This is a genomic window from Maritimibacter sp. DP1N21-5, from assembly GCF_019218295.1.
Taxonomy (GTDB): Bacteria; Pseudomonadota; Alphaproteobacteria; order Rhodobacterales; family Rhodobacteraceae; genus Maritimibacter.
Genome location: NZ_JAHUZF010000005.1, coordinates 22,476 through 48,107, shown reverse-complemented (window position 1 = coordinate 48,107; position 25,632 = coordinate 22,476). Strand labels below are relative to the sequence as shown.

Below are 25,632 nucleotides of genomic sequence, written 5' to 3'. Positions count from 1 at the left end.
CACGATGGATGGCTCGCCGAGCCTCCGAGTTAGCGAGGTCGACACCGCACTACGGTGGTATGCGGCCCGGCTCATGGATCTGATGGCGGTCTGACGCCACGATGATCAATCCGGCGCGGGACGTCGCGCCGGACCTGAGAAAAATCCCCCAATATGTCAAAAGCTTACGGAGAACCGAGAACTTTTTTCGGTTTGCCGTTTTGGATGGCGTGACATTTTCCTTAGTTCCTATGGGACGCCAATTAGAACCACGCATCGAGCACATCACATGACACCCATTCTGCTGAAATTCGAGGATGCCGCGAAGCTCCTCGGTATTCCCAAGACGGATCTCTGTGCTGCTGCTGATGAACACGGGTTCACCGTGAGCATCCGCAAGACCCGTCGGATTGAAGCAGATAAACTGAAGGAACTGATCGAACAATGCCGCGTAAATCCAAAGGCCCCAAGCTCTACTTTCGCAAAGCCAAGGGGTCGCGAAAGGCCGTCTACGTCATCCGAGACGGCAAGAATGAGTTCTCAACGGGCACAGACGATAGCGGATCAGCTGAAAAGGCACTCCGGATCTACCTCGCAGAAAAAGAGCGACCAGTAGCGCCGGATGCCAAGCTCATGGTCGCGGATGAAACAGGCTCCCCCCGTAGCCTTGCCGTCGCTCCTGCATGCACATCTCAATCGCTGGCACGCCAATGGATCCCAGTGGGTCGTCGAGATCGAAGGCGCGGGCGTGGTGAACATCAAGAACGACTGGGAGGCGGTTCGCCAACGAGCCGGGCTTCCCGAAGTCACGCCTCATACCCTGAGGCACACCGCTATCACCTAGGCGATGCAAGGCGGCGCTGACGTTTGGCACGTATCAGGCTTCTTTGGCGTGTCGCTTGACACACTTCAGCGCGTCTATGCACACCACCATCCTAATCACATGTTCACCGCCGTTGGTGCAGCGAACAGGATGGGTAAGCCGGCCAAATAGGACGTCACATTCGATTCAGGGACCAGCCCGTGCGAGCCGACTCGCGCGGGCTTTTTGTTTGGAACGCGGCCATCTGTCAGGTCTGACCGACCTGATACGATGCATATCTGGGACGGTCCCCAGATATGTGGGGCCCAGAAAACAACAAAGGCGCCCGAAGGCGCCTTGTTTTATTGGTCGGAGCGAGAGGATTCGAACCTCCGGCCCCTGCCTCCCGAAGACAGTGCTCTACCAGGCTGAGCTACGCTCCGACCGTGGCGGGCGGGATAGCCCAGCACGGGCGCCTTGGCAAGTGGTTATTCTGCCGCTTCGCGCCGGCTTCTGCGGTGCAGGATGGGCGAGATGCGGAAGGACGCCGCCGTGGCCCCGCGCGACCTTGTGCGCAACACAGGAGTTTGCGACCTTGCGCCCAGCCGAACCTCGCGAAAGAGGATGTAAAGCCCCGACAGAATGATGATTCCCGCGCCGATCATCGTGGCCCTGTCCACACTTTCGCCGAAGAGGAACAGTCCGAAGAGGCTGGCCCATATGATCTGGGAATACTGCATTGGCGCGACGATGGCCGCGTCGCCGTTGCGGTAGGCGGCGATCAGCACCAATCCCGCGACGAATCCAAGGAGTGACACGAGGCCGAGCCCGCCTAGGTGCTGGATCGGCATCGGCACATAGACGAAAGCAAGGAGGCTCCCCATGATCAGGAAGTTCGAGGCCATCGGATAGAGCATCAGGACCACCGGGCGTTCATCCTTGCCGATCTTGCGCACGATGACGCTCGCCACCGCATTGCCGACCGCCGAGGTGAGGCCCGCGATATGGCCGAGCGTCAGTTCCGTCGCCCCCGGTCGCAACACGACCAGCACCCCGATCAGCCCGAGCACGACGGCGAACAGCCGATGCGGGCCTACCCGTTCGCCCAGCATGGGGATTGACAGCAGGGTAATCAGGAGCGGCGAGGCGAAGAGCAGCACATAGACCTGCGCCAGCGGGAGAACCGAGAATGCATAAAAGGCCGTGAAGCCGGTGAGCGAGGCAGAAAGCGTGCGTGCCAGTGTCCACCAGGGATGCACGGGCCGGAGGTTGCCGGGCGTCGCGTCCTTCATCAGCATGAAGGTCACGAGCGGGAATGAGAACAGCGTCGAAAAGAAGATGAGCTGAAACGGCGAATAGGTTCCGCCCAGCACCTTGATGACGGCGTCGTGGGTCGCATAGATGCCGAACGCCAGAAGCGCGAGAAGTGGGCCGGACAGGTTCATGGGGTCTCCATTCTACCTGACGGTATCGCGCAGACCCTTCGGATTGTTCAACCCCGCATGGGGGAACCGATCAAATGCGAGGCGGCAATCGGCCAAGTGATGCGTATTTGGCCGGTGGTGCCAGGTCCATGACCGACGCAAGAAGAAAGCCGCGCGAGGGAGTCGCGCGGCTTCAGGGTCATTGGTCGGATCAGAGGCTCGCGTCGAGCTTGGCGAGGATCGCGTCGCCCATGCCGCTGGTCGAAACGGGTGTGACGCCCTCCTGGCCCAAAAGGTCCGCGGTGCGCACACCATCGGCCAGCACATCCTCGATGGCCTTTTCCAGACGGTCGGCTTCGTCGCCCAGATCGAAGGAATAGCGCAGCGCCATCGAGAACGACAGGATGCAGGCGATCGGGTTCGCCTTGCCCTGACCCGCGATATCGGGGGCCGAGCCATGCACCGGCTCATAAAGCGCCTTGGGACGGCCGTTCGCCATCGGCAGGCCGAGCGAGGCCGACGGCAGCATGCCGAGCGAACCCGTCAGCATCGCGGCCACGTCGGACAGCAGGTCGCCAAAGAGGTTGTCGGTCACGATCACGTCGAACTGTTTGGGCCAGCGGGCAAGCTGCATGCCACCGGCGTCGGCATACATATGCGACAGCTCGACCTCGGGGTAATCCTTGGCGACTTCGGTGACGACTTCGCGCCACAGGATGCCCGATTCCATCACGTTGGCCTTTTCCATGGAACACAGCCGCTTGCCGCGCTTCATGGCAAGTTCAAAGGCGGACCGCGCCACGCGGTCGATCTCGCTCTCGGTATAGCGCTGGGTGTTGATGCCCACGCGTTCGTTGTTTTCGGTAAAGATCCCGCGCGGCTCGCCGAAATAGACGCCCGAGGTCAGCTCGCGCACGATCATGATGTCGAGGCCCGCGATCACGTCGCGTTTGAGCGACGAGAAATCGGCGAGCGCGTCGAAACACTGGGCCGGGCGCAGGTTCGAGAACAGGTCCATCTCCTTGCGCAGGCGCAGGAGACCACGCTCGGGTTTCACGCTGAAATTCAGCACGTCGTATTTCGGGCCGCCCACGGCCCCCAGCAGAACCGCGTCCACCTCCTGCGCCTTGGCCATCGTGTCGTCGTGCAGCGGTGTGCCATGCGCGTCATAGGCGGCCCCGCCGACGAGGTCCTCGGACACGTCGAAGCGGAGGTCGCGCTTGTCACCGAACCAGTCGATGATGCGCTTCACTTCGGCCATGACTTCCGGGCCGATCCCGTCGCCGGGGAGGATGAGGAGAGAGCCGATGCTCATGGGCGTTGTCCTTCTGAATGACTGTCCGCGGTGGGGTATCCTGACCGGACGGAAGGGTCAAGAAACGCTGGGGCTCCGGACGGTCGCCGGGATGCCTTCGGCCAGCGCGTCCCAGACCCGGCTCACCCGCGGGACCCGGCGCATCGCCTCATGCGCGGTGAGCCAGACGGGCAGGGCGGGGAGCCCCATCTCGGGAAACAGCCGCTCGACCCTCGGATCGGACTGGCCCGTGGCCACCTGCGCGATCCCGATGCCGCAGCCCGCCGCGACGAGTTGCCAGTTTCCGGCCTGATCATCCGTCCGCGTCGCGAAGAAGTCGCGCGTAACCGGCCAGCCCATCTCTCGCATACCCCGGATCATCAGGTCCGAGCGGTCATAGCCGACCCAGTCGTGGTTCAGCATGTCTTCGACGGTCTCCGGCCGCCCCCGCCGGTCGAGATAGCTCGTCGCCGCGAAGATCCCCAGGGGCAGGTCGCAGACATGCCGAGTCACCACGTCGAGTTGCTCCGGGCGATACATTCGCACGGCGATGTCGGCTTCGCGGAACAGAAGGTTCTCGCTCGCGTCGGTCGCGACGAGGTCGATCTCGATCCCCGGCTCCGTGTCCCGCAACCGGGCAAGGATCGGCGGCAGCACGAAATGCGCGACGATGACGCTCGCCGTGAGCCGCACCGTGCCCGACGCGCGGTCGTCCTCGCCTGCGGCAATCAGGGCGATTTCTCCCGCCGCATCGCGCATCGCCTGGGCCGCAGGAAAGATCCGATGACCGATGTCGGTCAGGCTCAGGCCCTTGGCGTGACGACAGAAAAGCTCGACGGCCAGCGCCTGTTCCATGTCGCGCACTTGCCGCCCGAGCGTTGGCTGGCTTGCCGACAGGACCCGCGCGGCGGCAGAGAGCGAACCCTCTTCTGCGACGGCGAGGAAAGCGCGGATCAGGGTCCAGTCGATCTGGGACAAGGGGTTTTCCATTCACCCATGAATAGCAGACATCCGCTTTCTGGCAATTCCTATACGAAGCGCGTAGGGACAAGCTGCGTCATGACCACCGGAAAGGAGACCGTCATGACCAAGACCATCCTCATCCTCGGCGGCACCGGCAAGTTCGGCCGCCATGCCACCAAGGCTTTCACCGAAGCCGGCTGGACCGTGCGGCCCTTTGACCGAGCCACCGAAGACCTGACGGCGAAGATGCGCGAGGCCGACGCGGTGCTCATGGGCTGGAATCCCGTCGGCTACCACCTTTGGGCCGATCACCTGGTCCCGCTTCATGACCGTGTCGCCCGTGCGGCCGCTGCCACTGGGGCGCGGGTGATCCTGCCGGGCAACGTCTATGTCTACGGTCCCGGTCAGGGCATGCCTTGGACCACGGACACACCGCATCGGGCCGAGAACCCCCTTGGCCGACTGCGCCGCGCGGCCGAGGCGACCTACGCTCGCCACGGTGCGAAACTGACGATTCTTCGCTGCGGCGACTTCATAGACACCGAGAATGGCGGCAACTGGTTCGACAGTCACATCGCGGCGACGGCCCCCAAAGGCTTCATCCGTTATCCCGGTGCGCTGGACGTTCCCCATGCCTGGGCTTTCCTCCCGGATGCGGCGCGGGCCGCCGTCGCACTGGCTGAAGCGGCAGACCGGCTGACCGACCGCGAGGACGTGCCTTTTCCCGGCTACACGCTGTCAGGCAACGACCTTGCCCGCGCGATGTCGCAGGCGCTGGGCCGTCCGATCGCCGTGAAGCCCTTCCAATGGCTGCCACTGCGCCTGGCTCAGCCGGTCGTGCCGATGCTGCGCGGCGTCTTCGAGATGCGCTATCTCTGGTCGCTGCCTCATGCACTCGACGGTGGGCGGTTGGCTGAACTTGCACCCGACTTCACGGCGACGCCCCTTGCCGATGCGCTGCGTCAGGCGCTTGCCTGGCAGGAGCGAAGGCACGCCGCCTAATGTCTGCGCCTGTGTCCGCCCGGCGTGCGCGACAGGAAGTCGACCGGCCGTTTCGCGACCCAGGCCGCGAACTTCGCGAGGCGCGGATGGGTCAGGAGCTTTTCCGGTGTGTCGTAGTCACGCGCGATCTCGGCTTCGCAGAGCGTCGCGTGGATTTCCTTGTGGCAGATGTGGTGCAAGAGCACCGTCTCCCGCCCGCCCTTGAGCCGCGGCACGAGGTGATGGCGCGACTGCGGCACGCCGGGCGGGATCGGGCGGCCGCAAAGCGGACAGACGGGCGTGCTTGTGTCGGCGGGCGTTTCCATGCAGGGAACGTGGGATGACGGACGAGATTTGCCAAGCGCTGGTGATCGGAGGCGGGCCCGCGGGGCTGATGGCCGCGGGCGAGTTGGCCCGTGCCGGCCTGTCCGTCGTGCTCTGTGAAGCCAAGCCCACCGTTGCGCGAAAATTCCTGATGGCGGGCAAGAGCGGTCTGAACCTGACCAAGGACGAACCGCTCGACTCCTTCCAGGCGCAGTTCCACGGAAGTTGCGCGGGTTTGGTGCGCGAGGCAGTCGCGGACTTCGGCCCCGAGGCGGTCGCGGATTGGGCGCGCGGGCTGGGGCAGCCGGTCTTCACCGGCTCGTCAGGTCGGGTTTTCCCGGTCTCGATGAAAGGCTCCCCCCTTCTGCGGGCCTGGCTCGCCGGGCTGGACGGGGTCACGATCCGCACGCGTTGGCGCTGGGCGGGGTTTGGGGACGATGTCTGGCGTTTCGAGACCCCCAAAGGTGAGCGCACGATCCGCGCGGAGCGGGTCATTCTGGCGCTGGGCGGGGCGAGCTGGGCGCGGCTGGGGTCTGATGCGTCTTGGGTTCCATGGCTGGATGAGCGCGGTGTCGAGATCGTGCCGTTCCAACCCGCGAACGCCGGGCTGGTAGTGGACTGGTCGCCCCATATGGCCAGACATTTTGGCGCACCGGTCAAGGTGGCGCGGCTCACCGCCGGCCAGACCGACGTCCGTGGCGAGTTCGTCGTCTCTGCGCGCGGGCTTGAAGGCTCTGCCATCTACGCCGTGTCGCGCGCGGTGCGGGAGGGTGCGCCCCTGACGCTCGATCTTTGTCCGGACTGGACCCTTGACGAGGTCGCCGCCCGGCTGGCCAAGCCGCGCGGCAAGGCGACCGTTACCGCCCATCTGCGCAAGACCCTGCGCCTTGATCCGGTGCGGCTCGCGCTTCTCATGGAATTCGCGCGGCCCCTGCCCGAAGGCGCGGCTTTGGCGGGGCTGGTGAAAGCACTCCCGGTGGCCCACGGCGGTCTTCGACCGATGGACGAGGCGATTTCGACCGCCGGGGGGGTCCCAGCCGGCGCGCTCGACGGCTATGTGCTTCGTGCGCTCCCCGGCGTCTTGACCTGCGGCGAGATGCTTGATTGGGAGGCCCCGACGGGGGGTTACCTGCTCACCGCCTGTTTCGCCACCGGGCGCGCGGCCGCGCGCCAAGCACTCGATATCGCGCACCGAACTTGATCCTGGGCGGGAGATTCAACCCAGTGCCTTGACCCGCTGATAAGCCTCGCGCGACCGCATCCGTTTGAAATAGGCCAGCACATCCTCGTTCTCGACCGGGTATTTCGCGCCAAAGGCCCAGTTTCCACAGTGAGTCGCGAGGATGTCGGGCACGGTCATCTCGTCGCCCATGAGAAAGGGCCTGTCGCCCAGGAACCCGGCCAGCCGGTCGATGGAGCGGGCGAATTCCCACTTTAGCGGCCCGCGGATCTCGGGCATCTTCTGGTCATCGGGCAGCATGAACATATGGCGCGTGCCCATCCACAAAAGCGCATCCATTTCGTCGTTGATGAAATTCGTGACCGCGTCCTGCTTGCCCCGCGCGACGGTGCCGGCGGGGGCGGTGAAGCGCCCGTGTTTGTCCGCGAGGAACTGCATGATCGCGACGGAATCGCCGAAGCTGTCGCCCTCGACCTCCAGCACCGGGACCTTGCCCAGAAGGTTGCGGGCTCGGGCGTCCTCGGACTGCGGTCCGGTCTTCACGAAGTCATAGGCCTCGCCCAGTTCCTCGAGCATCCAGAGCACGCGAAAGGCGCGGGTGTCAGTCTTGCCGTAGACGGTATACATTTCGGTTCCTCCCTGTCTGCAGGGAAGCCGGGGTCGCGCAGCAGGGCAAGCGTGACGTGAGGTTCAGCGCCCCGCCATATAGGCCAGACGAATGAGCGTGCGCTCCATCAGCGCCATTCCGGGTGCCTTGGAGGCGGACCGCAGCGTGAGGTCGGCGTCCACGATCATGTCGAGCGCCGATTCGAGCTTGTTCACGCCCCAGCGCCCGGCCTGCCGGATCATCCGGTCGCGGGATTTGAAATGCACCGGGGGACGGGCGCGGAAGATGCCCTTGCCCGGCCCCTCGGGGTCCGAGGCGGCCATGTGGAGCGTGCGAAAATGCATCGTCATCGCAATGGCGAGGCGGACGGGCTCCAGCCCCTGCGCCTCCAGTTTGGTGAGAAGCGGCCCAAGGTCGCCCGCCCGACCCTCGGCGGTGGCGTGGAGCACGTCGTCCAACTCGGCTTCCGTCGTGGCGGGCGCACAGGCCAGCACATCGGCGGGGGAGACGGGCGCGGGATCGCCCAGCTTGTAAAGCGACAGTTTCTCCATCGTCTGGCGGAAATCGCCGGGGTCCAGAGTGCGCGACAGCCCCTCGATATCCGTCATCGCCTCGCGGTCGATGTTGGTCAGGCCCTTTTTCCCGAGTTCCGCCTGAATTTCCTCGCGCGTCGGCGGGTCGTCATAGATGCCCACGGCATAGGCGCTGGGATGCGTCTCGAAATATTTCCGGAGCGCCCCGGTCGGCTTCATGTTCCCGCCCGTAATGATCACGGCGGCGTCGCCCGGCACCCATTCATCCAGCGATTTGCCCAGATCCTTGCCCGCAAGATCGGTCATATCCTCGACAAAGACGGCGCGGGGACCGGGGAAAAAGCCGATCTCCTTGATGGCGTCGAGAAGCCGGGTCGGATCGGACTTGAGGTCACCGGCGGTCATCCGGGTGAGCCGCATGTCCTGTTCATAGGTCGGGCCCAGCAGATTCTCGATCAACTCCTGCCGCTTGAGCGCCACGCGCATCGCGTCGGTCCCGTAGATGAGCACGCCCATCTTGTCGGGATCGGGTTTCGCGAAATAACGCGCGGCCTCGGCGGGTTTGAGCTTCATGTGACGACTGTGGCCCTAGGCCACGACGTTCACAATACGCCCCGGCACCACGATCACCTTCTTCGGCGGATTGCCGTCCAATGCCCGCTGCACGCCTTCGGTCGCGAGCGCGAGTTTCTCGACCTCGGCCTTGTCCATATCGGCGGGCACGGTGATCTCATCCCGCCGCTTGCCGTTCACCTGAATGGGCAGCGTTACGGTCTCGTCCACCAGCATCGCCTCGTCGAGCTTCGGCCAAGGGGCGTCGGCGACGAGGCCTTCGCCGCCGAGCATGGACCAGAGCTCTTCCGCGAGGTGCGGGGTCATGGGCGACATGAGCTGCGCGAGCGTCTTGGCGGCGGTCTTCTTGGCTTCGGCCCCGGCTTGGGACTTCTGCAAGGTGTTGGTGAAACCATAGAGCTTCGCCACGGACGTGTTGAAGGCAAAGCCCTCGATCCCGTCGGACACGGCCTTGATCGTCTTGTGCATCGCGCGCAGCAGGTCCTCGTCACCCGTGCCCTCGCCCGTGGAGTCTACCACGTCCGACACGATCCGATACACGCGGGCCAAGTGCTTGGACGCGCCCTCGGCACCCGACGCGGTCCATTCCACATCGCGCTCGGGCGGGCTGTCGGACATGACGAACCAACGCGCGGTATCGGCCCCGAAGTCCGCGATGATCGCCAGCGGGTCGACCACGTTGTTCTTGGACTTGGACATCTTGGCGGAGGGGATGACCTCGACCTGTTCGCCGGTCTCCCTGACGAATACGCCGCCTTCCCGCGCCTCGACCTGCTCGGGGTAGTGGTAGACCGGACGCCCCTCGGCGCTCGTCGTCCTGTAGATCGCGTGCGTCACCATGCCTTGGGTAAACAGCGCATTGAACGGCTCACGCGATTTTTCCGGCAGGTGGCCGGTCATGTTCATCGCGCGGGCGAAGAACCGGGAATAGAGCAAGTGCAGGATCGCGTGTTCGATGCCGCCGATGTATTGATCGACGTTCATCCAGTACTCCACATCCTCCGCGACCGTCGGCGTGTCCGCACGCGGCGCGGTGAAGCGGGCGAAATACCACGACGAATCGACGAAGGTGTCCATCGTGTCGGTCTCGCGCTTGGCCGGCGCACCACACGACGGGCAGGCGCAGTCGCGCCACGTCGGGTGGCGGTCGAGCGGGTTGCCGGGGATGTCGAAGCTCACGTCATAGGGCAATTCGACGGGCAGGTTTTCCTTCTTCTCCGGCACCACGCCGCAGGCGTCGCAATGCACCACGGGAATCGGGCAACCCCAATACCGCTGGCGCGAAAGGCCCCAGTCGCGCAGGCGGTATTGCGTGTGGCCCGTGCCCCAGCCCGCCATTTCGGCAAAGGCCACGGTGGCGGCAATCGCCTCTTCCCCCGTCGCCTCGTCCAGACCCGCGAAGTGGTTCACCCATTTCACGCGCTCGGTCTTGGGCGGCAGGAAGGCGGTGTTCTCCACCGGCTTCGGGTCTTTGAGGTCAAAGAAGGTGTCGATCACCGGCAGGCCGTATTTCCGCGCGAAATCGAGGTCGCGCTGGTCATGCGCCGCCGAGCCGAAAATCGCCCCGGTGCCGTAATCCATCAGGATGAAGTTCGCGATCCAGACGGGCAGCTCCCAATTCGGGTCGAGCGGGTGCTTCACGCGCAGGCCGGTGTCCATCCCCAGTTTTTCCGCCGTTTCCAACTCGGCGGCGGTGGTGCCCCCCTTGCGGCAAAGTGCTGCGAACTCCGCGATCTTGGGGTCGGACGCCGCCAGGTCCTTGGCCAGCGGGTGATCCGCCGAAATCCCCACGAAACTCGCGCCCATCAGCGTGTCGGGCCGGGTCGTGTAGACCTCGATCGGATCGCCCCCGTCCAGGCGCTCGAACGCAAAGCGAAGGCCCTGCGACTTGCCGATCCAGTTCGCCTGCATCAGACGCACCTTCTCCGGCCAGTCCTTCAGCCCGTCCAGGGCCGACAGCAACTCGTCCGAGTAATCCGAGATCTTGAAGAACCACTGGGTCAGCTCGCGCCGCTCCACATCCGCGCCGGACCGCCAACCCTTGCCGTCGATCACCTGCTCGTTGGCAAGCACCGTCATATCGACCGGGTCCCAGTTCACTACGGCGTTCTTGCGGTAGACGAGACCCTTCTCAAGGAAATCCAGAAACAGCGCCTGCTGCTGGCCGTAATACTCCGGGTCACAGGTCGCCAACTCGCGCGACCAGTCCAAAGACCAGCCCATCGGCTTCATCTGTGATTTCATTTCCTCGATGTTCTTGTAGGTCCAGTCCTTCGGATGGCCCCCGGTCGCCATGGCGGCGTTTTCGGCCGGCATCCCGAAGGCGTCCCAGCCCATCGGGTGCAGCACGGAAAAGCCCATGTTCCGCTTATAGCGCGCGACCACGTCGCCCATCGTGTAGTTGCGCACGTGCCCCATGTGGATACGCCCCGAGGGATAGGGAAACATCTCGAGTACGTAGAACTTGTCCTTCGACGGGTCGCGGGTGGCGGCGAAGGTGCCTGCCTCCTCCCAAGCCTTCTGCCACTTGGGTTCGATGGAGCTTGCGTCGTAGCGGGACATATCGGGTCCTTTGATAAGAAAAGCGCCGGGCGTTTGGCCCGGCGCACATGTAATTGGATGTGAGAGAGGCGTCCAGCCGCTTACAGGTTGATGTCCTGAACCCGGAGCTGGCGGGCGCGGTGCAGGATCGCGTCCTCGATCTTGTGCTGGGTTTCGGTCGACACCGACTGGCCGCCACGTGATTGCAGCGCCACGTGAAGCCCGCGTGCATCGAGCGCCGGGTCCGACACATGGACCGTGGCGCGATAGGCCTGACCGCCGCCGGGCGGAACGCCGTAACCGAAGACCAGAACGCCCGTGAAGGGATCGGCGCTTTCGACGGGCATGAAGGACAGAACGTCGAGCGAGGCGTTCCAGAGGTATTTGTTCACTTCGACGGTGGTGTTCGGGTCGTCGCGGTCTGCGAAGAGGTCCCAGATCGTGTCGCCATTGTCGCGCTGAGTGGCGCGATCGGGGCGCTGCGGGATCGCGATCGCATCGGGTGTGCCCTGCCGCGCGCCATTGCCGCCAAGGAAATTGCCCATGCCGCCAGAGCAGGCCGTGAGAGCCATCAGGCTGACCATGAGCCCCGCTTTCGCCACTATGCGACCTTTATGCATGGAATTGCCCCTCACCGTCCGTTTGCATCTAACTACCCAAGCGAAAAAGCCCCGGCAAGCGTTTTCCCGGCGCGGGCCGGCCAGTCATAGAGGCGGCCGGGGGACAGCCCCCCATATATATGCGCCTTCGCGCGGGCCGTGCGATCCGAGGCAGACGTGGAATCCGTGCCTCTGATAAGGCGGTCAGATTTTGTGTGACATGTCTGCACCATAATTGTGCGCAATCAAATCAGCGGTTTCGCATTGCTTGCATCAAGGGCGGGAAAGAGAGAGGAAACAGCATACTCAATTCGGATTCCCCTGAATTGAGGTGCACCTTTAGATAAACGAGGGAAACGAAATGAAAAAGATTCTCCTTGCTTCGACGATGCTGGTGGGTACCGCCGGTGTTGCCGCTGCTGACGTGTCGTTCACCGGCGCCGCCTGGACCGGCCTGTCGTACAACGTCACCACTTCCACCCTGTACCCGGAAATCTCGGCGCTCTTCACCGCCGGCATGATGACCACCACCGACGGTGGCCTCGAAGTGGGTGCTTCTGTGACCACGCTCGCCGCTGGCGCCGTGATGCAGAAAGACCCGGGCGACGCTCAATTCGGCACCAACGACTGGCCGCTGACGTCCGGCGTTGTGCTCGGTGCGTCGGTCTACATGTCCGGCTCCTGGGGCCGCCTTGACATTGCCTACGACACCAACGCTGACGACAACACTGGTCCGGCCACTCCTGGCTTTGTTGCGACTCACCCGGGTGTCTCGGCCGACCCCGACATCACCGCGACCTACACCAACACTTGGGGCAACTTCGACCTCGCGGTGTACGGCGTGCTGGTTCCGGTCGGCTCGGCTGCCACCACCATGGGTGACTTCGGCGCCATGGGCACCTACAACTTCGGCGACTATGCCGTTTGGGTTGCCTATGACTACGACCGTTCGGACGCTCCCGGTCAGCCGCACACGATCTCGGCTGGTGCCGAAGCTTCGATCTCCGGCTTCACCGGCGCCGCTGAAGTTGCTTACAACTTCGGCAACCCGGCCCCCTTCTCGTGGGCTGTGTCGGCTGGCTACGAAACCGGCCCCTACTCGGTTGAAGCTTTCTTCAACTCCGACCGTGAATACGGTGTGGAAGCTGCCTACGACCTCGGCGGCGGTGTGGCCATCGAAGCTGGCTTCGCCCACTCGAACGGCGTGAACTCGCCGGTCGCCAACGTCGTCTACGGCGGCGTGTCGATGCGCTTCTAATCCCATCGGGATTTGAACAGGGAAGAGCGGGCCTTGCGCCCGCTCTTTTCTTTTGTGCAGCGTCATGTTCTGTCGGGTCCTGAAAAGGAGTGACCGCCATGCCGCTGACCGAGATCATCCAACGCATTCAGGATGAAGAAACCCGCGTGGGTCGGGCGCCCGGGTCCACGAAGCTGGTCGCCGTGTCGAAGGTCCAGCCGCTCGACCGGGTCGTCGCGGTTCTGGAAGAGGGTCACCGTCGGTTCGGAGAGAACAAGGTTCAGGAAGCGGCGGGCAAATGGCCGGAGCTGCGCGACCGGTTCCCGGGGGTCGAACTTCACCTGATCGGACCGCTCCAGACCAACAAGGCGCGGCAGGCGATGGAGCTGTTCGACGTGATCGAAACCGTCGATCGCCCGAAGCTCGCCAAGACGATCGCGCGGCTGGCGGACGAGCTTGGCCATTGTCCGCGCCTCTTCGTTCAGGTGAACACCGGGGAAGAGGACCAGAAGGCGGGCGTCCTGCCGGCTGACGTGGATGGGTTCCTTGCCGAATGTCGTGACCTGGGTCTGACCATTGAGGGGCTCATGTGCATCCCGCCGGTCGATGAGGAGCCGTCGCTCCACTTTGCGCTCCTCGCAAAAATCGCCGCACGGAACGGGATTGCCGAGCTGTCCATGGGCATGTCGAGCGACTTTGAGAGGGCCGTTGCACAGGGTGCGACCTATGTCCGCGTCGGGTCCGCCATTTTCGGCGAACGCGACTACGACTGAGGCCGCACGATCACGCGGGAGCGGGGCGTCCACCGGTCCAGAATCCAGCGCAGGTGTTCGGGCCGGAACGCCAGACAGCCCGCCGTGGGCCTGAGCGGTCCACGCCAGCAATGCACGAAGATCGCCGATCCCTTGCCGGGTGTCGCCTCGGGCCAGTTCCAGTCGGTTACGACGAATACGTCGTAAAGCGGGTCCGCGCGGCGCAGCCGTTCATGTGATGGCGCATAGGGCGCGCGCACGAGGTGGTTGTAGTCCGGCGCATCCGGGGCATCGGACCAGAGGTCGCGGGGTCCGGTTGGGTAAAGCGGGAAGGGGGCATCCGGCCGCGCCAACCGATCCGCGCGATATCCGCCCTCCATCAGGCGCCAGACGCCCGCTGGCGTTGCGCCGTCGCCCTCGCGTTTATCGGTGGTGATGCCGTTTCGACCGATGGCCACCGGAAATTGTCGGCCCAGGAAGCGCGCACGATGGCCCGTCACGACCAGATCCCGGATCACAGGAGATGCCCGCTCTTCGCCGCCTTGGTGTCGAGATAGGCCGTATTATGCGCCCCGCGCCCGACCTTGAGCGGCACGCGCTCGGCCACGCGAATCCCCTGCGCTTCCATCATCGCGACCTTGGCGGGGTTGTTGGTCATCAGCCGCACCGAGGAGAACCCCATCTTCTTCAGGATCTCCGACCCGATCCGGAAATCCCGCTCGTCGTCTTCGAAGCCGAGCCGGTGGTTCGCCTCGACCGTGTCGAAACCCTGATCCTGAAGCGAATAGGCGCGCATCTTGTTGGCAAGCCCGATCCCGCGCCCCTCCTGGTTGAGATAGAGCAGAACCCCCGTGCCGTTCGCCCCCATCGCGCCAAGGGCCGCGCGAAGCTGTGGACCGCAGTCGCATTTGAGCGAGCCAAGCAGGTCGCCGGTGAAACAAGCCGAATGAAGCCGCGCGAGGACCGGCTCGTCGCGGTAGGGACGACCGATTTCCACGGCGTAATGCTCTTCTCCGCCGTCTTCGGGACGATAGATATGGAGCCGCCCGGCCTCGGACACTTCGAGCGGCACCCGCGCCGACACCACTTCAGCGAGCGTGGCGAGGGGCGCCTCGGCCGGCGCATCGGTCAGGTCGAGCCGCGTGAGCCCATGCTCGAGCGCCACGGCGAGCCCGTCGTCCAGAGACACCATGACCGCGGCAGGCAAGAGCATTGCGGACTTTGCCAGCACGATGGCCGCCGTCGCGATACGGTCGTCTCCGCCCCGTTCGGTCAGGAGAGGACCCTTCATCGGCTTTCGCAGGTCGTCCGCCGGGTCCGCGACTCCGGTGATCCACTCAACGCCTTCGTCCTCGGGCACGATCACGCGGGCCACGTTGTCGGAATAGGCACGGGCCTTCAGCGTGGCCGCGCGGCGGGGCGTGACCGCGAGGATGACCTGCCCGAATCCGCGCAGGTCGGCCAGCCGCGCGGGCCCCAGCGTTTCACTGGCCACGACGAGCGCGGCCTGACCGGCGATCTCGATCACCACGGGAAGCCCCATCCGCAGGTCGGCGCGGGCGCGGGCGGTCAGCTCGGTCTGGCTGGGTCTGAGGCTCATATCGGTCCCTTATCTCTCGCCCCTAGATAGAGCGCGCGCCCGGAAAGTGAAACATTCCACGCACATTCGACACGTCCGCGTGAGTCGATTGCAGCAAATGTTGCCGGGATCGTGTGGGATGCGCACCTGCCAGATGTAAGCGAACGATCATGGCAAGGAGGACCAGATGGCGACCCAGAAGAACATCCTGCTCGTCGACGACGACGAAGATATCCGTGAGGCTCTGGCCGAACAGCTTGTCATGACCGAGGATTTCGAGGTCTTCGAGGCCGCCAACGGGGCCGAGGCCATGCAGAAGGTCAAGGAGCAGATCCACGATCTGGTCATCCTCGACGTGGGCCTGCCCGACACCGACGGTCGCGAGCTTTGCAAGTTGATGCGCAAGCAGGGCGTGAAATGTCCCGTCCTCATGCTGACCGGACACGACAGCGACGCCGACACGATTCTCGGCCTTGATGCCGGGGCAAACGACTATGTGACGAAGCCCTTCAAGTTTCCCGTGCTTCTGGCCCGGATCCGTGCGCAGCTTCGCCAGCATGAGCAAAGCGAAGACGCGGTGTTCCAGCTTGGGCCCTATACCTTCAAGCCGGCGATGAAGATGCTCATCACCGAGGACGAAAAGAAGATTCGTCTGACCGAGAAGGAAACCAACATCCTGAAGTTTCTCTATCGTGCGCAGGAAAGTGTCGTGGCAAGGGACGTTCTTCTGCACGAGGTCTGGGGCTACAACGCCGGGGTCACGACCCATACGCTGGAAACCCATATCTACCGCCTGCGTCAGAAGATCGAACCCGATCCCTCCAACGCGCGGCTGCTGGTGACCGAAAGCGGTGGATACAGGCTTGTTGCCTGACGGCCACAGGGGTCAAAAACGCGCTACTTTTTGGTGCGATTTTCGGGTAGTCTGAAGTTAGGACACGATGGAATACCGGGGCGAGTTCTCTCCCCCTCTACCGGGGTTCACGACATCCCCTCCCCGTGTTGGGGTAATAACACGGGATCCTCCCTGTTGGACTGACCCGGCTTCCCGCCGGGTCTTTTTTTGTCCGTTTCTGCGTGGCCTAGTGCCCGGCAATGGGGCCGTCGACGACCGAGATTGGAGCGATACGGTCCCGGTTGGCGAGCCATTTGGGCCGGGGCGCCTTGGCCGCGAAGGGGCCGACGGGACGGTTTGTGACCGCGTTGAACACGAAGAACGCGTTCGAACGCGGGTCGGGCGTGATGTTGCCGTTCGAGCCGTGGAGCGTGTTGCAGTCGAAGAAGACAACAGTGCCAGCCGGACCGGTCGCCGCATCGAGGCCATAGTGCGAGGCGAAGCGGCGGATCGTGTCGGGCTGCGGCACCCCGACGGTCTGCGCCTTCAGCGATTGCTCGTGATTGTCCTCCGGGGTTTCGCCGAGGCAGGCGATGAATTCACCCTGCGATCCGGGGATGAGCAAGAGCGGCCCATTGAGACGCGAGTTGTCGGTCAGCAGCACCGACGCCGACACCGCCCGCATCCGGGGGAGCCCGTCCTCGGCGTGCCAGGTTTCGAAGTCCGAATGCCAGTAAAACTCTTTTCCTTTGAACCCCGGCTTATAATTGAGCCGTGACTGGTGGAGATAGACCTTGTCGTTCAAAAGAAACTGGGCGACGCCGGCCAGCCGGCTGTCCGCGGCGAGTCGCGCGAAGATGGGGGAGTGTTCGTCGAGCCGAAAGACCGTGCGAATCTCGTCCCCCTCCGGCTCGGTGACGAAGTCCGCCGGCCGTTCCTGCGCCGGGGTGTCGCGCAGTTTGGCGGCGGTAGAGACCAGAAGCTCCAGTTCCTCCGGTGTGAACACGTCGTGGCGGACGAGATATCCTTTGTCGTTGTAATGCTGTGCTTCGGCTTCGGAAATGGGCGCGGCGTCGGTCCATTCCGACCACAGGACCGGATCGCGACGCTTTGATATGTCTTCCTCGCGCGGCAGGCGCGTCGGATAGGCGTCGATGCGCTCGGCGTTCTCGGTCTTGATGGTTTCGAGTCCAGCTTCGAATTTCATGGTTTGCCTCTCCGGGTTGAGTTTTCATTTCGCCATAAAATTAGGCAGCGCGCCCCTAACGCGGACTGGCAGTCTCATGTTCCAGTCTGTGGTCGCAAGCCCGGCGGACGATGGCGCACCGGGCGGAGAGGTGCTGGTTGGGGCCCGACCACTGGCCATTCCGGTTTCAAATGGTAGGGTCCGCGCGAGCAGAATACGGAGTCGCACATGCCCTTTACCCTCGCCACATGGAACATTAACTCTGTCCGCCTGCGTGCCGATCTGGTGTCGCGCTTGCTGGCGGAGGAGGCCCCCGATGTCCTGTGTTTGCAGGAGTGCAAGAGCCCGGTCGACAAGATCCCGCTCGATGTCTTCGCCGCCCGTGGCTACACGCACCTGGTCGCCAGGGGGCAGAAGGGCTACAACGGTGTGGCGATCCTGTCGAAGATCCCGATCGTTGACGCGGGCGATCGCGATTTCGCGCGCCTTGGCCACGCGCGACATGTGGCGGCGACGCTCGAGAACGGGGTGACGGTGCATAATTTCTATGTCCCCGCCGGTGGGGACGAGCCGGATCGGGAACGCAACGAGAAGTTCGGTCAGAAGCTCGATTACCTGTCCGAGATGCGCGACTGGTTCCACGAAGAGGCGCCGCAGAAATCCGTCCTCGTCGGCGATCTCAACATCGCCCCGCGCGAGGATGACGTCTGGGACCACAAGAAGTTGCTCAAGGTGGTAAGCCATACGCCGGTCGAGGTCGAAGCCCTGGGCGAGGTGCAGGACGCGGGCAAATGGGTCGACATCACGCGCAAGGATATTCCCGAGGGCAATCTTTACAGCTGGTGGTCCTATCGCAGCGCCGACTGGGACGCCGCGGACAAGGGGCGCCGGCTCGACCATGTATGGGCCACGCCAGACATCGCCAACGCGGGGCATTCGAGCCGCATCCTGCGTCCGATGCGCGGCTGGGAGAAGCCCTCGGATCACGTGCCGGTCTTTGCGAGCTTCGACCTGTGACCTGCGACAGGCTGCCGGGGTTGGCGGCCTGAGCCATCGCGCCCATATTGGGGACAACTCTGGATAGGACGACGACCATGATTGAACTGGGACAAGCCAAGCCGAACGGCGCCGACCACGGCGCGCATGTGAAGGAAATCAGCGAAATGACCTTCATGGAGGACGTCGTCGACGCCTCCAAGGAGGTGCCGGTGATCGTGGACTTCTGGGCGCCCTGGTGCGGGCCCTGCAAGACGCTCGGCCCGGCGCTGGAAGAGGCCGTGAACGCCATGGGCGGGCGCGTGAAGATGGTGAAGGTCAACGTAGACGAGAATCAGCAGATCGCCGCGCAGCTTCGCGTGCAGTCGATCCCCACCGTCTATGCTTTCGTCGACGGACAGCCCGTGGATGGGTTTCAGGGCGCGATCCCGCACAGCCAGATCAAGGAATTCGTGGCCAAGCTGGCCGACAGCGCCGGCACCGACGGGCTGGCAGAAGCGCTCGCCGCCGCGGATGAAATGTTGGCCGCCGGGTCGGTGGACGACGCGGCCCAGACCTATGCCGCGATCATCGAAGAGGACGACAAGCGTGCCGCGGCCTATGCCGGGCTGGCCCAGTGCCACCTTGCGAAGGACGACGTCGAGGGGGCGGAGGCCGTGCTGAACGGAGCGCCCGTCGAAGTCTCCAAGGACCCGTCGATCGAAGCCGCCCACGCCCAGATCGCGCTGGCCCGACAGGCGGCAAACGCCGGTCCCGTGGATGACCTGCGCGCGCAGGTCGACGCCGATCCCGACAACCACCAGGCGCGCTTCGACCTTGCCCAGGCGTTGCAGGCCTCGGGTGACACGCAAGGCGCGGTGGACGAACTGCTGGAGTTGTTCCGGCGTGACCGGGAGTGGAACGAGTCCGCGGCAAAGGCGCAGCTCTTCATGATCTTCGACGCCCTGAAGCCCAACGATCCCATCGCGCTCAAGGGCCGGCGCAAACTGTCGTCCCTGATCCTCGTATGATCCAACGCAAGGACCTTCCCGATTCCCTGCCGCTGTTTCCCCTGCCGGGGGCAGTCGTTCTCCCTCGGGGGAGGCTGCCGCTCAACATCTTCGAGCCGCGCTATCTGGCGATGTTCGACGATGCGCTGAAGACGGCGGGGCGGCTGATCGGGATGGTCCAGCCCGCCGAGGACAGCGGGCAGCGGCTGCACCAGATCGGATGCGCGGGGCGGATCACGTCCTTCACCGAAACCGACGACAATCGCTACATGATCCAGTTGACCGGGGTCAGCCGCTTCCGGATCGTGGAAGAGATCGACGGGTTCACACCCTATCGCCGCGCCCGCCCGAACTGGGACAGTTTCGAGCGCGACCTTGGCCGGGCCGAACATGACCCGGCGATGAACCGGGACGCCTTCCTCGACCTGCTTGCCCGCTACTTCGACGTGGCGGACCTGCGCACTGACTGGGGCAGCCTCAAGGAAGCCGAGGACGAGCTTCTGATCAATTCGCTGTCGATGCTCTGTCCCTTCGATCCCGAGGACAAGCAGGCGCTTCTTGAGGCGCCGACGCTCGTCACCCGGCGCGAAACGCTGGTGACGCTCATGGAGTTTGCGCTGGCATCTGGCGGCGGGGGCGCGAGCCTGCAATGACAGAGGTTCTCTTCGACCGTCACATGCTCGAAGCGCTGGTCTGCCCGCTCACGCAACGGCCGCTCGAGTATGATCCCGAACGGCAGGAGCTCGTGTCGAAAGCTGCCAAGCTCGCCTTTCCGATCCGGGAAGGCGTTCCCGTGATGCTGGTGGACGAGGCGCGCAAACTCGACGACTGATCAGAGGTTGCGGCGGTCTTTCTCCACCCCGATCGAAAACGTCCGGTCGGGCAGATTACCACCCTGACGCAATTCACCGAGCACGGTCGTCGTCTGTGCTCCGGTGTCGTCGGTGATCACCCACTGCCGAAGCTGGACAGGATTCGCAGTGAACATGAGCTGGATGTTCCCGTATTCCGGATGCTCCGGGTCCTGCGCCGTCACGATGGTCGCCGTTCCGTCGAAGCGATGGGCGATGACCATGCCATTGCGGGCGAGATCGACGTTCTGCGCAAGGATCAGGTTCAGGGGCGTCTTGGCGAGCGGGTATTGCTCCGGCCCGGTGTTCGACTTGGCGTCGAAGATCGCGAGTTGTCCGGCCGAGGCGAGCACCAGCGTGTTGTCCGGCGCAGCATATTCGAATCGCGCGCGACCGGGGCGCTTGAGCAGGATCTGCCCGGTGGAAATCGAGCCGTCTGCGTTGATCTGGGTGAACTCCGCCGTGGCCGTCGTGATGCTGTTGAGATAGCGCGACAGGTCATTGAGCGGCAGTTGCTGGGCCATGGCAGGCAGGCTGGTCGCAGCGAGGGCAGCGGCGACGGCGGGCAAGGCGAGGGCGAATTGACGTCTGTTCATGGGCTTCATGTAGGTCCTTAGGGGCGCGGTTCCATCCCGGTTGTCCCAGGATAAGCGAAACCCGGCCTGATAGGCGATATCAGACCGGGTTCGTAACGTGCTGGTGCCGGGAGTTTGTTCCCGGCTACTGCTGTTCGGGCACCAGAATCTCGCGCTTGCCGACGTGGTTCGCCGGCGAGACGAGCCCCTCGTCTTCCATCTGCTCCACCAGGCGCGCGGCCTTGTTGTAGCCGATGCCCAGCTTGCGCTGGATATAGGAGGTGGAGCACTTGCGGTCCTTGATCACGATGGCGACCGCCTGATCGTAAAGCGCATCCTCGCCGTTCGTGTTCCCGCCGGTATTGAGGCCCAGCACCGCGTCGATGTCGTCGGCCTTCTCGTCGTCCACCCCTTCCACGACGCCGCCGACATAGGTCGGAGGGCCATAGGATTTGAGGTAGGAAACGATCTCCTCGACTTCCTCATCCGAAACGAACGGCCCGTGAACGCGGGTGATCCGCGCACCGCCGGCCATGTAGAGCATATCGCCCATGCCCAGAAGCTGTTCGGCCCCCTGTTCCCCCAGAATGGTACGGCTGTCGACTTTCGACGTGACCTGGAACGAAATACGGGTCGGGAAGTTCGCCTTGATCGTGCCGGTGATGACATCGACCGACGGACGCTGCGTCGCCATGATGATATGGATGCCCGAGGCACGCGCCATCTGGGCCAGCCGTTGGATGCAGGCTTCGATCTCTTTCCCCGCGACCATCATGAGGTCGGCCATCTCGTCCACGATAACGACGATATAGGGCAGCTTCTCGGGCGCGAATTCCTCCGTCTCGAAGATCGGCTCGCCGGTGTCCTCGTCGAACCCTGTCTGCACGGTCCGGCTGAACATCTCGCCCCGCGACTGCGCATCCGCCACGCGGCTGTTGTAGCCGTCGATGTTGCGCACGCCCATCTTGGACATCTTGCGGTAGCGTTCCTCCATCTCGCCCACGGTCCACTTGAGCGCGACGACCGCCTTTTTCGGGTCGGTCACGACGGGGGACAGAAGGTGCGGGATGCCGTCGTAGACGCTGAGTTCCAGCATCTTGGGGTCGATCATGATCAGGCGGCATTCCTCCGGCGTGAGCCGGTAGAGGAGCGACAGGATCATCGTGTTGATCGCCACCGATTTCCCCGACCCGGTGGTCCCGGCGATGAGAAGGTGGGGCATCTTGGCAAGGTTCGCGACGATGGGATCGCCGCCGATGTCCTTGCCGAGCGCCAGCGGCAGTTTCATGTTCGCGTCGCCGAAGTCACGGGCGGCGAGGATTTCGCGCAGCACGACCTTCTCGCGGTTCGCGTTCGGGAGTTCGATGCCGATCACGCTGCGGCCCGGCACGGTCGAGACGCGCGCAGAGAGCGCCGACATCGACCGGGCGATGTCGTCAGCGAGACCGATGACGCGCGAGGCTTTCAGACCTGGCGCGGGCTCGAGTTCATACATCGTGACCACGGGGCCGGGGCGCACGCTTACGATCTCGCCCTTCACGCCGTAGTCGTCGAGCACGTTCTCGAGCATCCGCGCGTTTTCTTCGAGCGCCTCGTCCGACAGGTGGTGCCGTTCGATGATCGCCGGGTTGGTGAGCAGGTTGAGCGGCGGGAGTTCATAGGCCGCCATGTTGTCGTCGAAGGCGAGCGAAGGCTGCGCCTCTGCGATGGCCCGGGTTGAGAGCTTCTGCGGCTTCTTCACCGGATGCTGCACGACCTTCTTCTGCTCGGGCATGGGAGGCGGAGCATAGGCGGCGGGCGCGGGGTCATAGGGTTCCGCGTCGTAGTCCGGCTCCATCTCGGCCGAACGCCAGTCGTCATACCCGTAGTCGGCGTCCAGCGCGACGTCGTGACCCTGCGCGTCCAGAGCCGCCGGGGCCCGCATCGCAGGGGCAAGGTGGTAGGTCTCGGTGCTGTAATCCCCATCGTCGAAACCGGGAGCTTCGTCGTCCATTTGGGCAAAGATATTGGGGTCTTCCGCCGTTTCCACCGGCATCGCAATGCCGCCGTGGTGGTGGAACATCGGCTCATCCTGACCCATCGGAGCATTGCCCTGCTCATAGGCCATATGCTCATGCTGGATCGGGGCACCGAGCGTCAAAGGCGGTTCCGCGCGAAGCGGGGGCTCGGCCCGAAGCTGCGGGGTGCGGAAGCTCTGGGCCATGCGTTCGACACCGGCGCGGCGCTGATCACGGGCCCGCGCGGCAGCGGAGGCGATCATCTGCGAGGTGGTCGAAAGCTCTTCCTCGGGCGCATAGGACATGCCACCCGCTTTTGCCGCGCGCGATTTCATCGCGGTGGCGATCTTGGCCGAGATCCGGTCAGGGTTGTCGTCCCCGCCTGCGAGATCCCCGTGGAATGTGTTGTCCATCAGCTCCGGCTGCGGCTCGGGCTGCCGTTTCATGAGCCCGGGCACGCGCGACAGAAGCCCGCCGCGTGGCGCGGGGGCCGGTTCGGGGGCGGGGACAACGGGCTGCGGCATCGGTTGCCGTGCGGCCGGCTGCGGCGCGGGCTGGGCCACCTGTTGCGCCGGGCGCATGGGCGGCTGTTGCGGCGCGGGGGCGCGCTGCACGGGGCGTTCCATCGGGGGTTCGGCCCGGATCACGCGGCTGGCCTGAAGCGGAGGCGGCGCGTCGAAGTGGTCGTCCTCGTCGATCATCGGCTCGTCTTGGGGCATGTTGGCGAAGGACTGCTGGGTCCATTCGGACCGGTCCTCGCGACGGGCCGCCTGACGCTCTCTGACGCCCTGCGCCATGCCGGCCGCACCCTGTGCTGCGCCGCGCATCCCGATCCTGGCGCCCGAGGCCGCACCTCGTGCGCCGATCCGGAGGAGAGACACAAGCCCCGCATAGCTCATGACCGCGCCAACCAGCATGAAGCGCCCGATCCGCACGATTTCGTCCCGGGTAAAGCCGGTGGCGAAGGCGCCGACAATGAGCGTCGCGAGTCCGAAGGCAACCGCCATGAGCTTGAGCCCGAAGCCAGCGGATCCGGGCACGACACCCAGAACCGCGCCCAGAACCGTGTCGCCGAACAAACCGCCGAGCCCGAAGGAGTGGGTCCAGTCGGCCGGCGGAACCAGCGTCGCGGCATAGACAGAGGCGAGCGCTACGGCGATGGGCGCGAAGATCGCACGCGACATCACCCGGTCATCGCCCCGGTGCAGGATGTAGCGCACGCCCCAGATGAGGAAGGCCGCCGCGAAACCCCAGGCCCCCTTGCCCAAAATGATCGCCAGCGGCGAAGCGACGGTCGCGCCCACGGTGCCGAGCGCGTTTTGCGCCGGGCCCTCAGTCGCGGACATCCAGCCCGGGTCCTCGGCCGAGTAGGTGCCCATCATCAGCGCGATCGCCAGCCCGACGATCACGAGCCCGATCCCCATCAGTTCCTTGCCGCGTCGCTCGATCATCATCTGCGTCGCGCTGTCAAAGATCGGGTCACGTTCCCTGAGCTGATATGCCATGGTTCACCTCGTCCTCAGTGTTGGAGGCAGTCGCGAAGCTGTATCAGCACGCGCTGCGTCTCTTCTTTCGGGGCGACTAACGCCACTCTTATGTAATTTCTGCCCGGATTCTGCCCGTCCACATCCCGCGCCAGATAGGCACCGGGGAGCACACGGATACCGGTCTCGGTCCAGAGCTTCATTGCCGCCGCTTCGCCGTCCTCGACCGGAAGCCAAAGGAAGAAACCGGCTTCGGGGGGCAGGTAGCCGGGATAATCGGCAAAGACCTCGTCCGCGATGGCGTATTTGTCCTGATAGAGCTGGCGCGACGCGGTGACGTGCTGTTCCTCGGCCCAGACCGCCGCGGCGGCGTTCTGAAGCGGGAGCGGCAGCGGCGCACCGGCATAGGCGCGAAGCTGCTTGATCGCGGTCATGTTCGCTGGACCGGAGGCAACGAAGCCCGACCGCAGGCCCGGCAGGTTCGACCGTTTCGACAGCGAATGGAAGATCACCACCCGCTCGGGATCGGCGCCACCCTCAACCGCGACCTCCAACGCCCCGGGGGGCGGCGTGTCGCGGTAGATCTCGGAATAACACTCGTCCGCGAAGATACGGAAATCGTATTTCTCGGCCAAGGCGATCAGGTTGGCCCAGTAATCGCGATCCGCCACTGCGCCCTGCGGGTTCGCAGGCGAACAGACATAGGCGATGGCCGTCCGGGTCAGGATCTCGGGCGCGAGGCTCGCGTAGTCCGGCAGGAAACCGTTCTCGCGCGTGGCGGCGACGAAGACCGGTTCGGCCCCGACCGTCGCGGCGGCCACCGCATAGACCTGATAGAAGGGATTGGGGATCAGCACGACGGGCTTCTTGCCGCGCACGTCTTCGGGGCAGAGCGCGAGGGCGGCGTTGAAGAGCCCCTCACGCGTGCCATTGAGCGGCATCACCTGCGTCTCGGGGTCGAGCGACAGGCCGTAGCGCCGCTGGGCCCAGTCGGTAAAGGCCTGCCGCAACTCCGGCGTGCCCTCATTGGGCGGATACTTCCCGAAACCCTCCGTGGTGTCGAAGATGATTTTCTGAACGAAATCAGGGAATTGGTGCTTGGGTTCGCCAATCGTCAGATGCACCACGGGCCCGCCCGGCGCATGGGCGTCAAGCAACGTCCGAAGACGCGGAAACGCGTATTCGGGCAAGCCTTGGAATCGTTCCGGGAACGTCGTCATTGCTCGCAGTGCCTCAAGGTTCGGGATCATTGTCGCCCCGATTTGGTTCAGAATAACGGCAATGTGCGGCACGGTCCAGAAAAACGCCGGATTCCGAGGGGTTAAACGGCGTCTATTGTGGCTTTTTTGTT

Annotated in this window: 25 protein-coding genes and 1 tRNA gene; 11 read left to right on the top strand and 15 right to left on the bottom strand. The window is 64.4% G+C overall.

The window, feature by feature from the left end:
- Positions 1 to 268: 268 nt before the first annotated feature.
- Together KJP29_RS07585 and KJP29_RS07580 are read left to right on the top strand one after the other, a co-directional pair.
- Positions 269 to 595, top strand: coding sequence for a hypothetical protein (locus KJP29_RS07585; RefSeq protein ID WP_218462989.1), 327 nt, complete (start codon positions 269 to 271; stop codon positions 593 to 595).
- A gap of 27 nt (positions 596 to 622) precedes the next feature.
- The gene (locus tag KJP29_RS07580; protein WP_218462988.1) at positions 623 to 823 is read left to right on the top strand and encodes a hypothetical protein; all 201 of its coding nucleotides are present in this window, start codon (positions 623 to 625) and stop codon (positions 821 to 823) included.
- A 324-nt stretch (positions 824 to 1,147) separates the two neighbouring features.
- Here KJP29_RS07580 and KJP29_RS07575 read toward each other — a convergent pair.
- From KJP29_RS07575 to KJP29_RS07560, 4 genes are all read right to left on the bottom strand, one after another.
- Positions 1,148 to 1,224 (bottom strand) — tRNA-Pro (locus tag KJP29_RS07575).
- 45 nt (positions 1,225 to 1,269) lie between these two features.
- Positions 1,270 to 2,226, bottom strand: a complete 957-nt coding sequence (locus tag KJP29_RS07570; RefSeq protein ID WP_218462987.1) for a DMT family transporter — start codon at positions 2,224 to 2,226, stop codon at positions 1,270 to 1,272.
- 190 nt (positions 2,227 to 2,416) lie between these two features.
- Positions 2,417 to 3,520, bottom strand: a complete 1,104-nt coding sequence (leuB, locus tag KJP29_RS07565) for a 3-isopropylmalate dehydrogenase (RefSeq protein WP_218462986.1) — start codon at positions 3,518 to 3,520, stop codon at positions 2,417 to 2,419.
- A gap of 57 nt (positions 3,521 to 3,577) precedes the next feature.
- The gene (locus tag KJP29_RS07560) at positions 3,578 to 4,477 is read right to left on the bottom strand and encodes a LysR family transcriptional regulator (protein ID WP_255553500.1); all 900 of its coding nucleotides are present in this window, start codon (positions 4,475 to 4,477) and stop codon (positions 3,578 to 3,580) included.
- A gap of 105 nt (positions 4,478 to 4,582) precedes the next feature.
- Between KJP29_RS07560 and KJP29_RS07555 the strand changes: the two genes are divergently transcribed.
- A complete protein-coding gene (locus KJP29_RS07555; RefSeq protein ID WP_218462984.1) occupies positions 4,583 to 5,464 on the top strand; it encodes an epimerase in 882 nt (293 codons plus the stop codon).
- Here the strand turns inward: KJP29_RS07555 and KJP29_RS07550 are convergent.
- Positions 5,461 to 5,769, bottom strand: coding sequence for an HNH endonuclease (locus KJP29_RS07550; RefSeq protein ID WP_218462983.1), 309 nt, complete (start codon positions 5,767 to 5,769; stop codon positions 5,461 to 5,463). The two genes, KJP29_RS07555 and KJP29_RS07550, sit on opposite strands and share 4 nt — an antisense overlap.
- A 14-nt stretch (positions 5,770 to 5,783) precedes the next feature.
- Between KJP29_RS07550 and KJP29_RS07545 the strand changes: the two genes are divergently transcribed.
- The gene (locus tag KJP29_RS07545) at positions 5,784 to 6,968 is read left to right on the top strand and encodes a TIGR03862 family flavoprotein (RefSeq protein WP_218462982.1); all 1,185 of its coding nucleotides are present in this window, start codon (positions 5,784 to 5,786) and stop codon (positions 6,966 to 6,968) included.
- Positions 6,969 to 6,983: 15 nt separating this feature from the next.
- Here KJP29_RS07545 and KJP29_RS07540 read toward each other — a convergent pair whose 3' ends face one another.
- The 4 genes from KJP29_RS07540 to KJP29_RS07525 all read right to left on the bottom strand — a co-directional run bounded on the left by KJP29_RS07540 (position 6,984) and on the right by KJP29_RS07525 (position 11,821).
- The gene (locus KJP29_RS07540) at positions 6,984 to 7,574 is read right to left on the bottom strand and encodes a glutathione S-transferase family protein (protein WP_218462981.1); all 591 of its coding nucleotides are present in this window, start codon (positions 7,572 to 7,574) and stop codon (positions 6,984 to 6,986) included.
- A 63-nt stretch (positions 7,575 to 7,637) separates the two neighbouring features.
- Positions 7,638 to 8,660 carry a DNA polymerase III subunit delta gene (gene holA, locus KJP29_RS07535; RefSeq protein WP_218462980.1) on the bottom strand — a complete coding sequence of 341 codons (1,023 nt, stop codon included), beginning with the start codon at positions 8,658 to 8,660 and terminating at the stop codon, positions 7,638 to 7,640.
- Between the two features lie 15 nt (positions 8,661 to 8,675).
- Positions 8,676 to 11,222 carry a leucine--tRNA ligase gene (leuS, locus tag KJP29_RS07530; RefSeq protein ID WP_218462979.1) on the bottom strand — a complete coding sequence of 849 codons (2,547 nt, stop codon included), beginning with the start codon at positions 11,220 to 11,222 and terminating at the stop codon, positions 8,676 to 8,678.
- 80 nt (positions 11,223 to 11,302) lie between these two features.
- Positions 11,303 to 11,821 carry a DUF3576 domain-containing protein gene (locus tag KJP29_RS07525; protein WP_218462978.1) on the bottom strand — a complete coding sequence of 173 codons (519 nt, stop codon included), beginning with the start codon at positions 11,819 to 11,821 and terminating at the stop codon, positions 11,303 to 11,305.
- A gap of 340 nt (positions 11,822 to 12,161) precedes the next feature.
- Here KJP29_RS07525 and KJP29_RS07520 point away from each other — a divergent pair, with 340 nt between their 5' ends.
- Together KJP29_RS07520 and KJP29_RS07515 are read left to right on the top strand one after the other, a co-directional pair.
- Positions 12,162 to 13,058, top strand: a complete 897-nt coding sequence (locus tag KJP29_RS07520; protein WP_218462977.1) for a porin — start codon at positions 12,162 to 12,164, stop codon at positions 13,056 to 13,058.
- Between the two features lie 98 nt (positions 13,059 to 13,156).
- A complete protein-coding gene (locus tag KJP29_RS07515; RefSeq protein WP_218462976.1) occupies positions 13,157 to 13,810 on the top strand; it encodes a YggS family pyridoxal phosphate-dependent enzyme in 654 nt (217 codons plus the stop codon).
- On the opposite strand, the gene KJP29_RS07510 is transcribed toward KJP29_RS07515, so the two are convergent.
- Positions 13,801 to 14,304 carry a L,D-transpeptidase family protein gene (locus KJP29_RS07510; RefSeq protein ID WP_218462993.1) on the bottom strand — a complete coding sequence of 168 codons (504 nt, stop codon included), beginning with the start codon at positions 14,302 to 14,304 and terminating at the stop codon, positions 13,801 to 13,803. The genes KJP29_RS07515 and KJP29_RS07510 overlap by 10 nt on opposite strands.
- Positions 14,304 to 15,389 carry a GTP cyclohydrolase II gene (gene ribA, locus KJP29_RS07505; RefSeq protein WP_218462975.1) on the bottom strand — a complete coding sequence of 362 codons (1,086 nt, stop codon included), beginning with the start codon at positions 15,387 to 15,389 and terminating at the stop codon, positions 14,304 to 14,306. Before ribA ends, KJP29_RS07510 begins: the two co-directional genes overlap by 1 nt.
- A gap of 166 nt (positions 15,390 to 15,555) precedes the next feature.
- Here ribA and KJP29_RS07500 point away from each other — a divergent pair, with 166 nt between their 5' ends.
- Positions 15,556 to 16,242, top strand: a complete 687-nt coding sequence (locus KJP29_RS07500) for a response regulator transcription factor (protein ID WP_218462974.1) — start codon at positions 15,556 to 15,558, stop codon at positions 16,240 to 16,242.
- Between the two features lie 208 nt (positions 16,243 to 16,450).
- Here the strand turns inward: KJP29_RS07500 and thpD are convergent, their stop codons facing one another.
- On the bottom strand, positions 16,451 to 17,410 hold the full coding sequence (gene thpD, locus KJP29_RS07495; protein ID WP_218462973.1) for an ectoine hydroxylase: 960 nt from the start codon (positions 17,408 to 17,410) through the stop codon (positions 16,451 to 16,453).
- Between the two features lie 207 nt (positions 17,411 to 17,617).
- Between thpD and KJP29_RS07490 the strand changes: the two genes are divergently transcribed.
- The 4 genes from KJP29_RS07490 to KJP29_RS07475 all read left to right on the top strand — a co-directional run bounded on the left by KJP29_RS07490 (position 17,618) and on the right by KJP29_RS07475 (position 20,206).
- Positions 17,618 to 18,406 carry an exodeoxyribonuclease III gene (locus tag KJP29_RS07490; protein WP_218462972.1) on the top strand — a complete coding sequence of 263 codons (789 nt, stop codon included), beginning with the start codon at positions 17,618 to 17,620 and terminating at the stop codon, positions 18,404 to 18,406.
- Positions 18,407 to 18,483: 77 nt separating this feature from the next.
- Positions 18,484 to 19,395 carry a thioredoxin gene (gene trxA, locus KJP29_RS07485; protein WP_218462971.1) on the top strand — a complete coding sequence of 304 codons (912 nt, stop codon included), beginning with the start codon at positions 18,484 to 18,486 and terminating at the stop codon, positions 19,393 to 19,395.
- Positions 19,392 to 20,027 carry an LON peptidase substrate-binding domain-containing protein gene (locus KJP29_RS07480; protein ID WP_218462970.1) on the top strand — a complete coding sequence of 212 codons (636 nt, stop codon included), beginning with the start codon at positions 19,392 to 19,394 and terminating at the stop codon, positions 20,025 to 20,027. Before trxA ends, KJP29_RS07480 begins: the two co-directional genes overlap by 4 nt.
- The gene (locus tag KJP29_RS07475; protein WP_218462969.1) at positions 20,024 to 20,206 is read left to right on the top strand and encodes a Trm112 family protein; all 183 of its coding nucleotides are present in this window, start codon (positions 20,024 to 20,026) and stop codon (positions 20,204 to 20,206) included. Before KJP29_RS07480 ends, KJP29_RS07475 begins: the two co-directional genes overlap by 4 nt.
- Here KJP29_RS07475 and KJP29_RS07470 read toward each other — a convergent pair whose 3' ends face one another.
- From KJP29_RS07470 to KJP29_RS07460, 3 genes are all read right to left on the bottom strand, one after another.
- Positions 20,207 to 20,830, bottom strand: coding sequence for an outer membrane lipoprotein carrier protein LolA (locus KJP29_RS07470; RefSeq protein ID WP_218462968.1), 624 nt, complete (start codon positions 20,828 to 20,830; stop codon positions 20,207 to 20,209). It abuts the gene before it with no gap.
- 115 nt (positions 20,831 to 20,945) lie between these two features.
- Positions 20,946 to 24,302, bottom strand: coding sequence for a DNA translocase FtsK (locus tag KJP29_RS07465; RefSeq protein WP_218462967.1), 3,357 nt, complete (start codon positions 24,300 to 24,302; stop codon positions 20,946 to 20,948).
- 14 nt (positions 24,303 to 24,316) lie between these two features.
- Positions 24,317 to 25,501 (bottom strand): aminotransferase class I/II-fold pyridoxal phosphate-dependent enzyme, encoded by a 1,185-nt coding sequence (locus KJP29_RS07460; RefSeq protein ID WP_218462966.1) that lies wholly within the window; start codon positions 25,499 to 25,501, stop codon positions 24,317 to 24,319.
- Positions 25,502 to 25,632: the final 131 nt, after the last annotated feature.

Coding starts and splice junctions, on each gene's coding strand:
- KJP29_RS07540 (WP_218462981.1), bottom strand. CDS start 7,574: ATGTATACCGTCTACGGCAAGACTGACACCCGCGCCTTTCGCGTGCTC.
- KJP29_RS07470 (WP_218462968.1), bottom strand. CDS start 20,830: ATGAAGCCCATGAACAGACGTCAATTCGCCCTCGCCTTGCCCGCCGTC.
- KJP29_RS07515 (WP_218462976.1), top strand. CDS start 13,157: ATGCCGCTGACCGAGATCATCCAACGCATTCAGGATGAAGAAACCCGC.
- ribA (WP_218462975.1), bottom strand. CDS start 15,389: ATGAGCCTCAGACCCAGCCAGACCGAGCTGACCGCCCGCGCCCGCGCC.
- KJP29_RS07500 (WP_218462974.1), top strand. CDS start 15,556: ATGGCGACCCAGAAGAACATCCTGCTCGTCGACGACGACGAAGATATC.
- thpD (WP_218462973.1), bottom strand. CDS start 17,410: ATGAAATTCGAAGCTGGACTCGAAACCATCAAGACCGAGAACGCCGAG.
- KJP29_RS07570 (WP_218462987.1), bottom strand. CDS start 2,226: ATGAACCTGTCCGGCCCACTTCTCGCGCTTCTGGCGTTCGGCATCTAT.
- leuB (WP_218462986.1), bottom strand. CDS start 3,520: ATGAGCATCGGCTCTCTCCTCATCCTCCCCGGCGACGGGATCGGCCCG.
- KJP29_RS07465 (WP_218462967.1), bottom strand. CDS start 24,302: ATGGCATATCAGCTCAGGGAACGTGACCCGATCTTTGACAGCGCGACG.
- KJP29_RS07585 (WP_218462989.1), top strand. CDS start 269: ATGACACCCATTCTGCTGAAATTCGAGGATGCCGCGAAGCTCCTCGGT.
- KJP29_RS07520 (WP_218462977.1), top strand. CDS start 12,162: ATGAAAAAGATTCTCCTTGCTTCGACGATGCTGGTGGGTACCGCCGGT.
- KJP29_RS07490 (WP_218462972.1), top strand. CDS start 17,618: ATGCCCTTTACCCTCGCCACATGGAACATTAACTCTGTCCGCCTGCGT.
- KJP29_RS07475 (WP_218462969.1), top strand. CDS start 20,024: ATGACAGAGGTTCTCTTCGACCGTCACATGCTCGAAGCGCTGGTCTGC.
- KJP29_RS07480 (WP_218462970.1), top strand. CDS start 19,392: ATGATCCAACGCAAGGACCTTCCCGATTCCCTGCCGCTGTTTCCCCTG.
- KJP29_RS07525 (WP_218462978.1), bottom strand. CDS start 11,821: ATGCATAAAGGTCGCATAGTGGCGAAAGCGGGGCTCATGGTCAGCCTG.
- KJP29_RS07580 (WP_218462988.1), top strand. CDS start 623: ATGAAACAGGCTCCCCCCGTAGCCTTGCCGTCGCTCCTGCATGCACAT.
- trxA (WP_218462971.1), top strand. CDS start 18,484: ATGATTGAACTGGGACAAGCCAAGCCGAACGGCGCCGACCACGGCGCG.
- holA (WP_218462980.1), bottom strand. CDS start 8,660: ATGAAGCTCAAACCCGCCGAGGCCGCGCGTTATTTCGCGAAACCCGAT.
- KJP29_RS07460 (WP_218462966.1), bottom strand. CDS start 25,501: ATGACGACGTTCCCGGAACGATTCCAAGGCTTGCCCGAATACGCGTTT.
- KJP29_RS07545 (WP_218462982.1), top strand. CDS start 5,784: ATGACGGACGAGATTTGCCAAGCGCTGGTGATCGGAGGCGGGCCCGCG.
- KJP29_RS07550 (WP_218462983.1), bottom strand. CDS start 5,769: ATGGAAACGCCCGCCGACACAAGCACGCCCGTCTGTCCGCTTTGCGGC.
- KJP29_RS07555 (WP_218462984.1), top strand. CDS start 4,583: ATGACCAAGACCATCCTCATCCTCGGCGGCACCGGCAAGTTCGGCCGC.
- leuS (WP_218462979.1), bottom strand. CDS start 11,222: ATGTCCCGCTACGACGCAAGCTCCATCGAACCCAAGTGGCAGAAGGCT.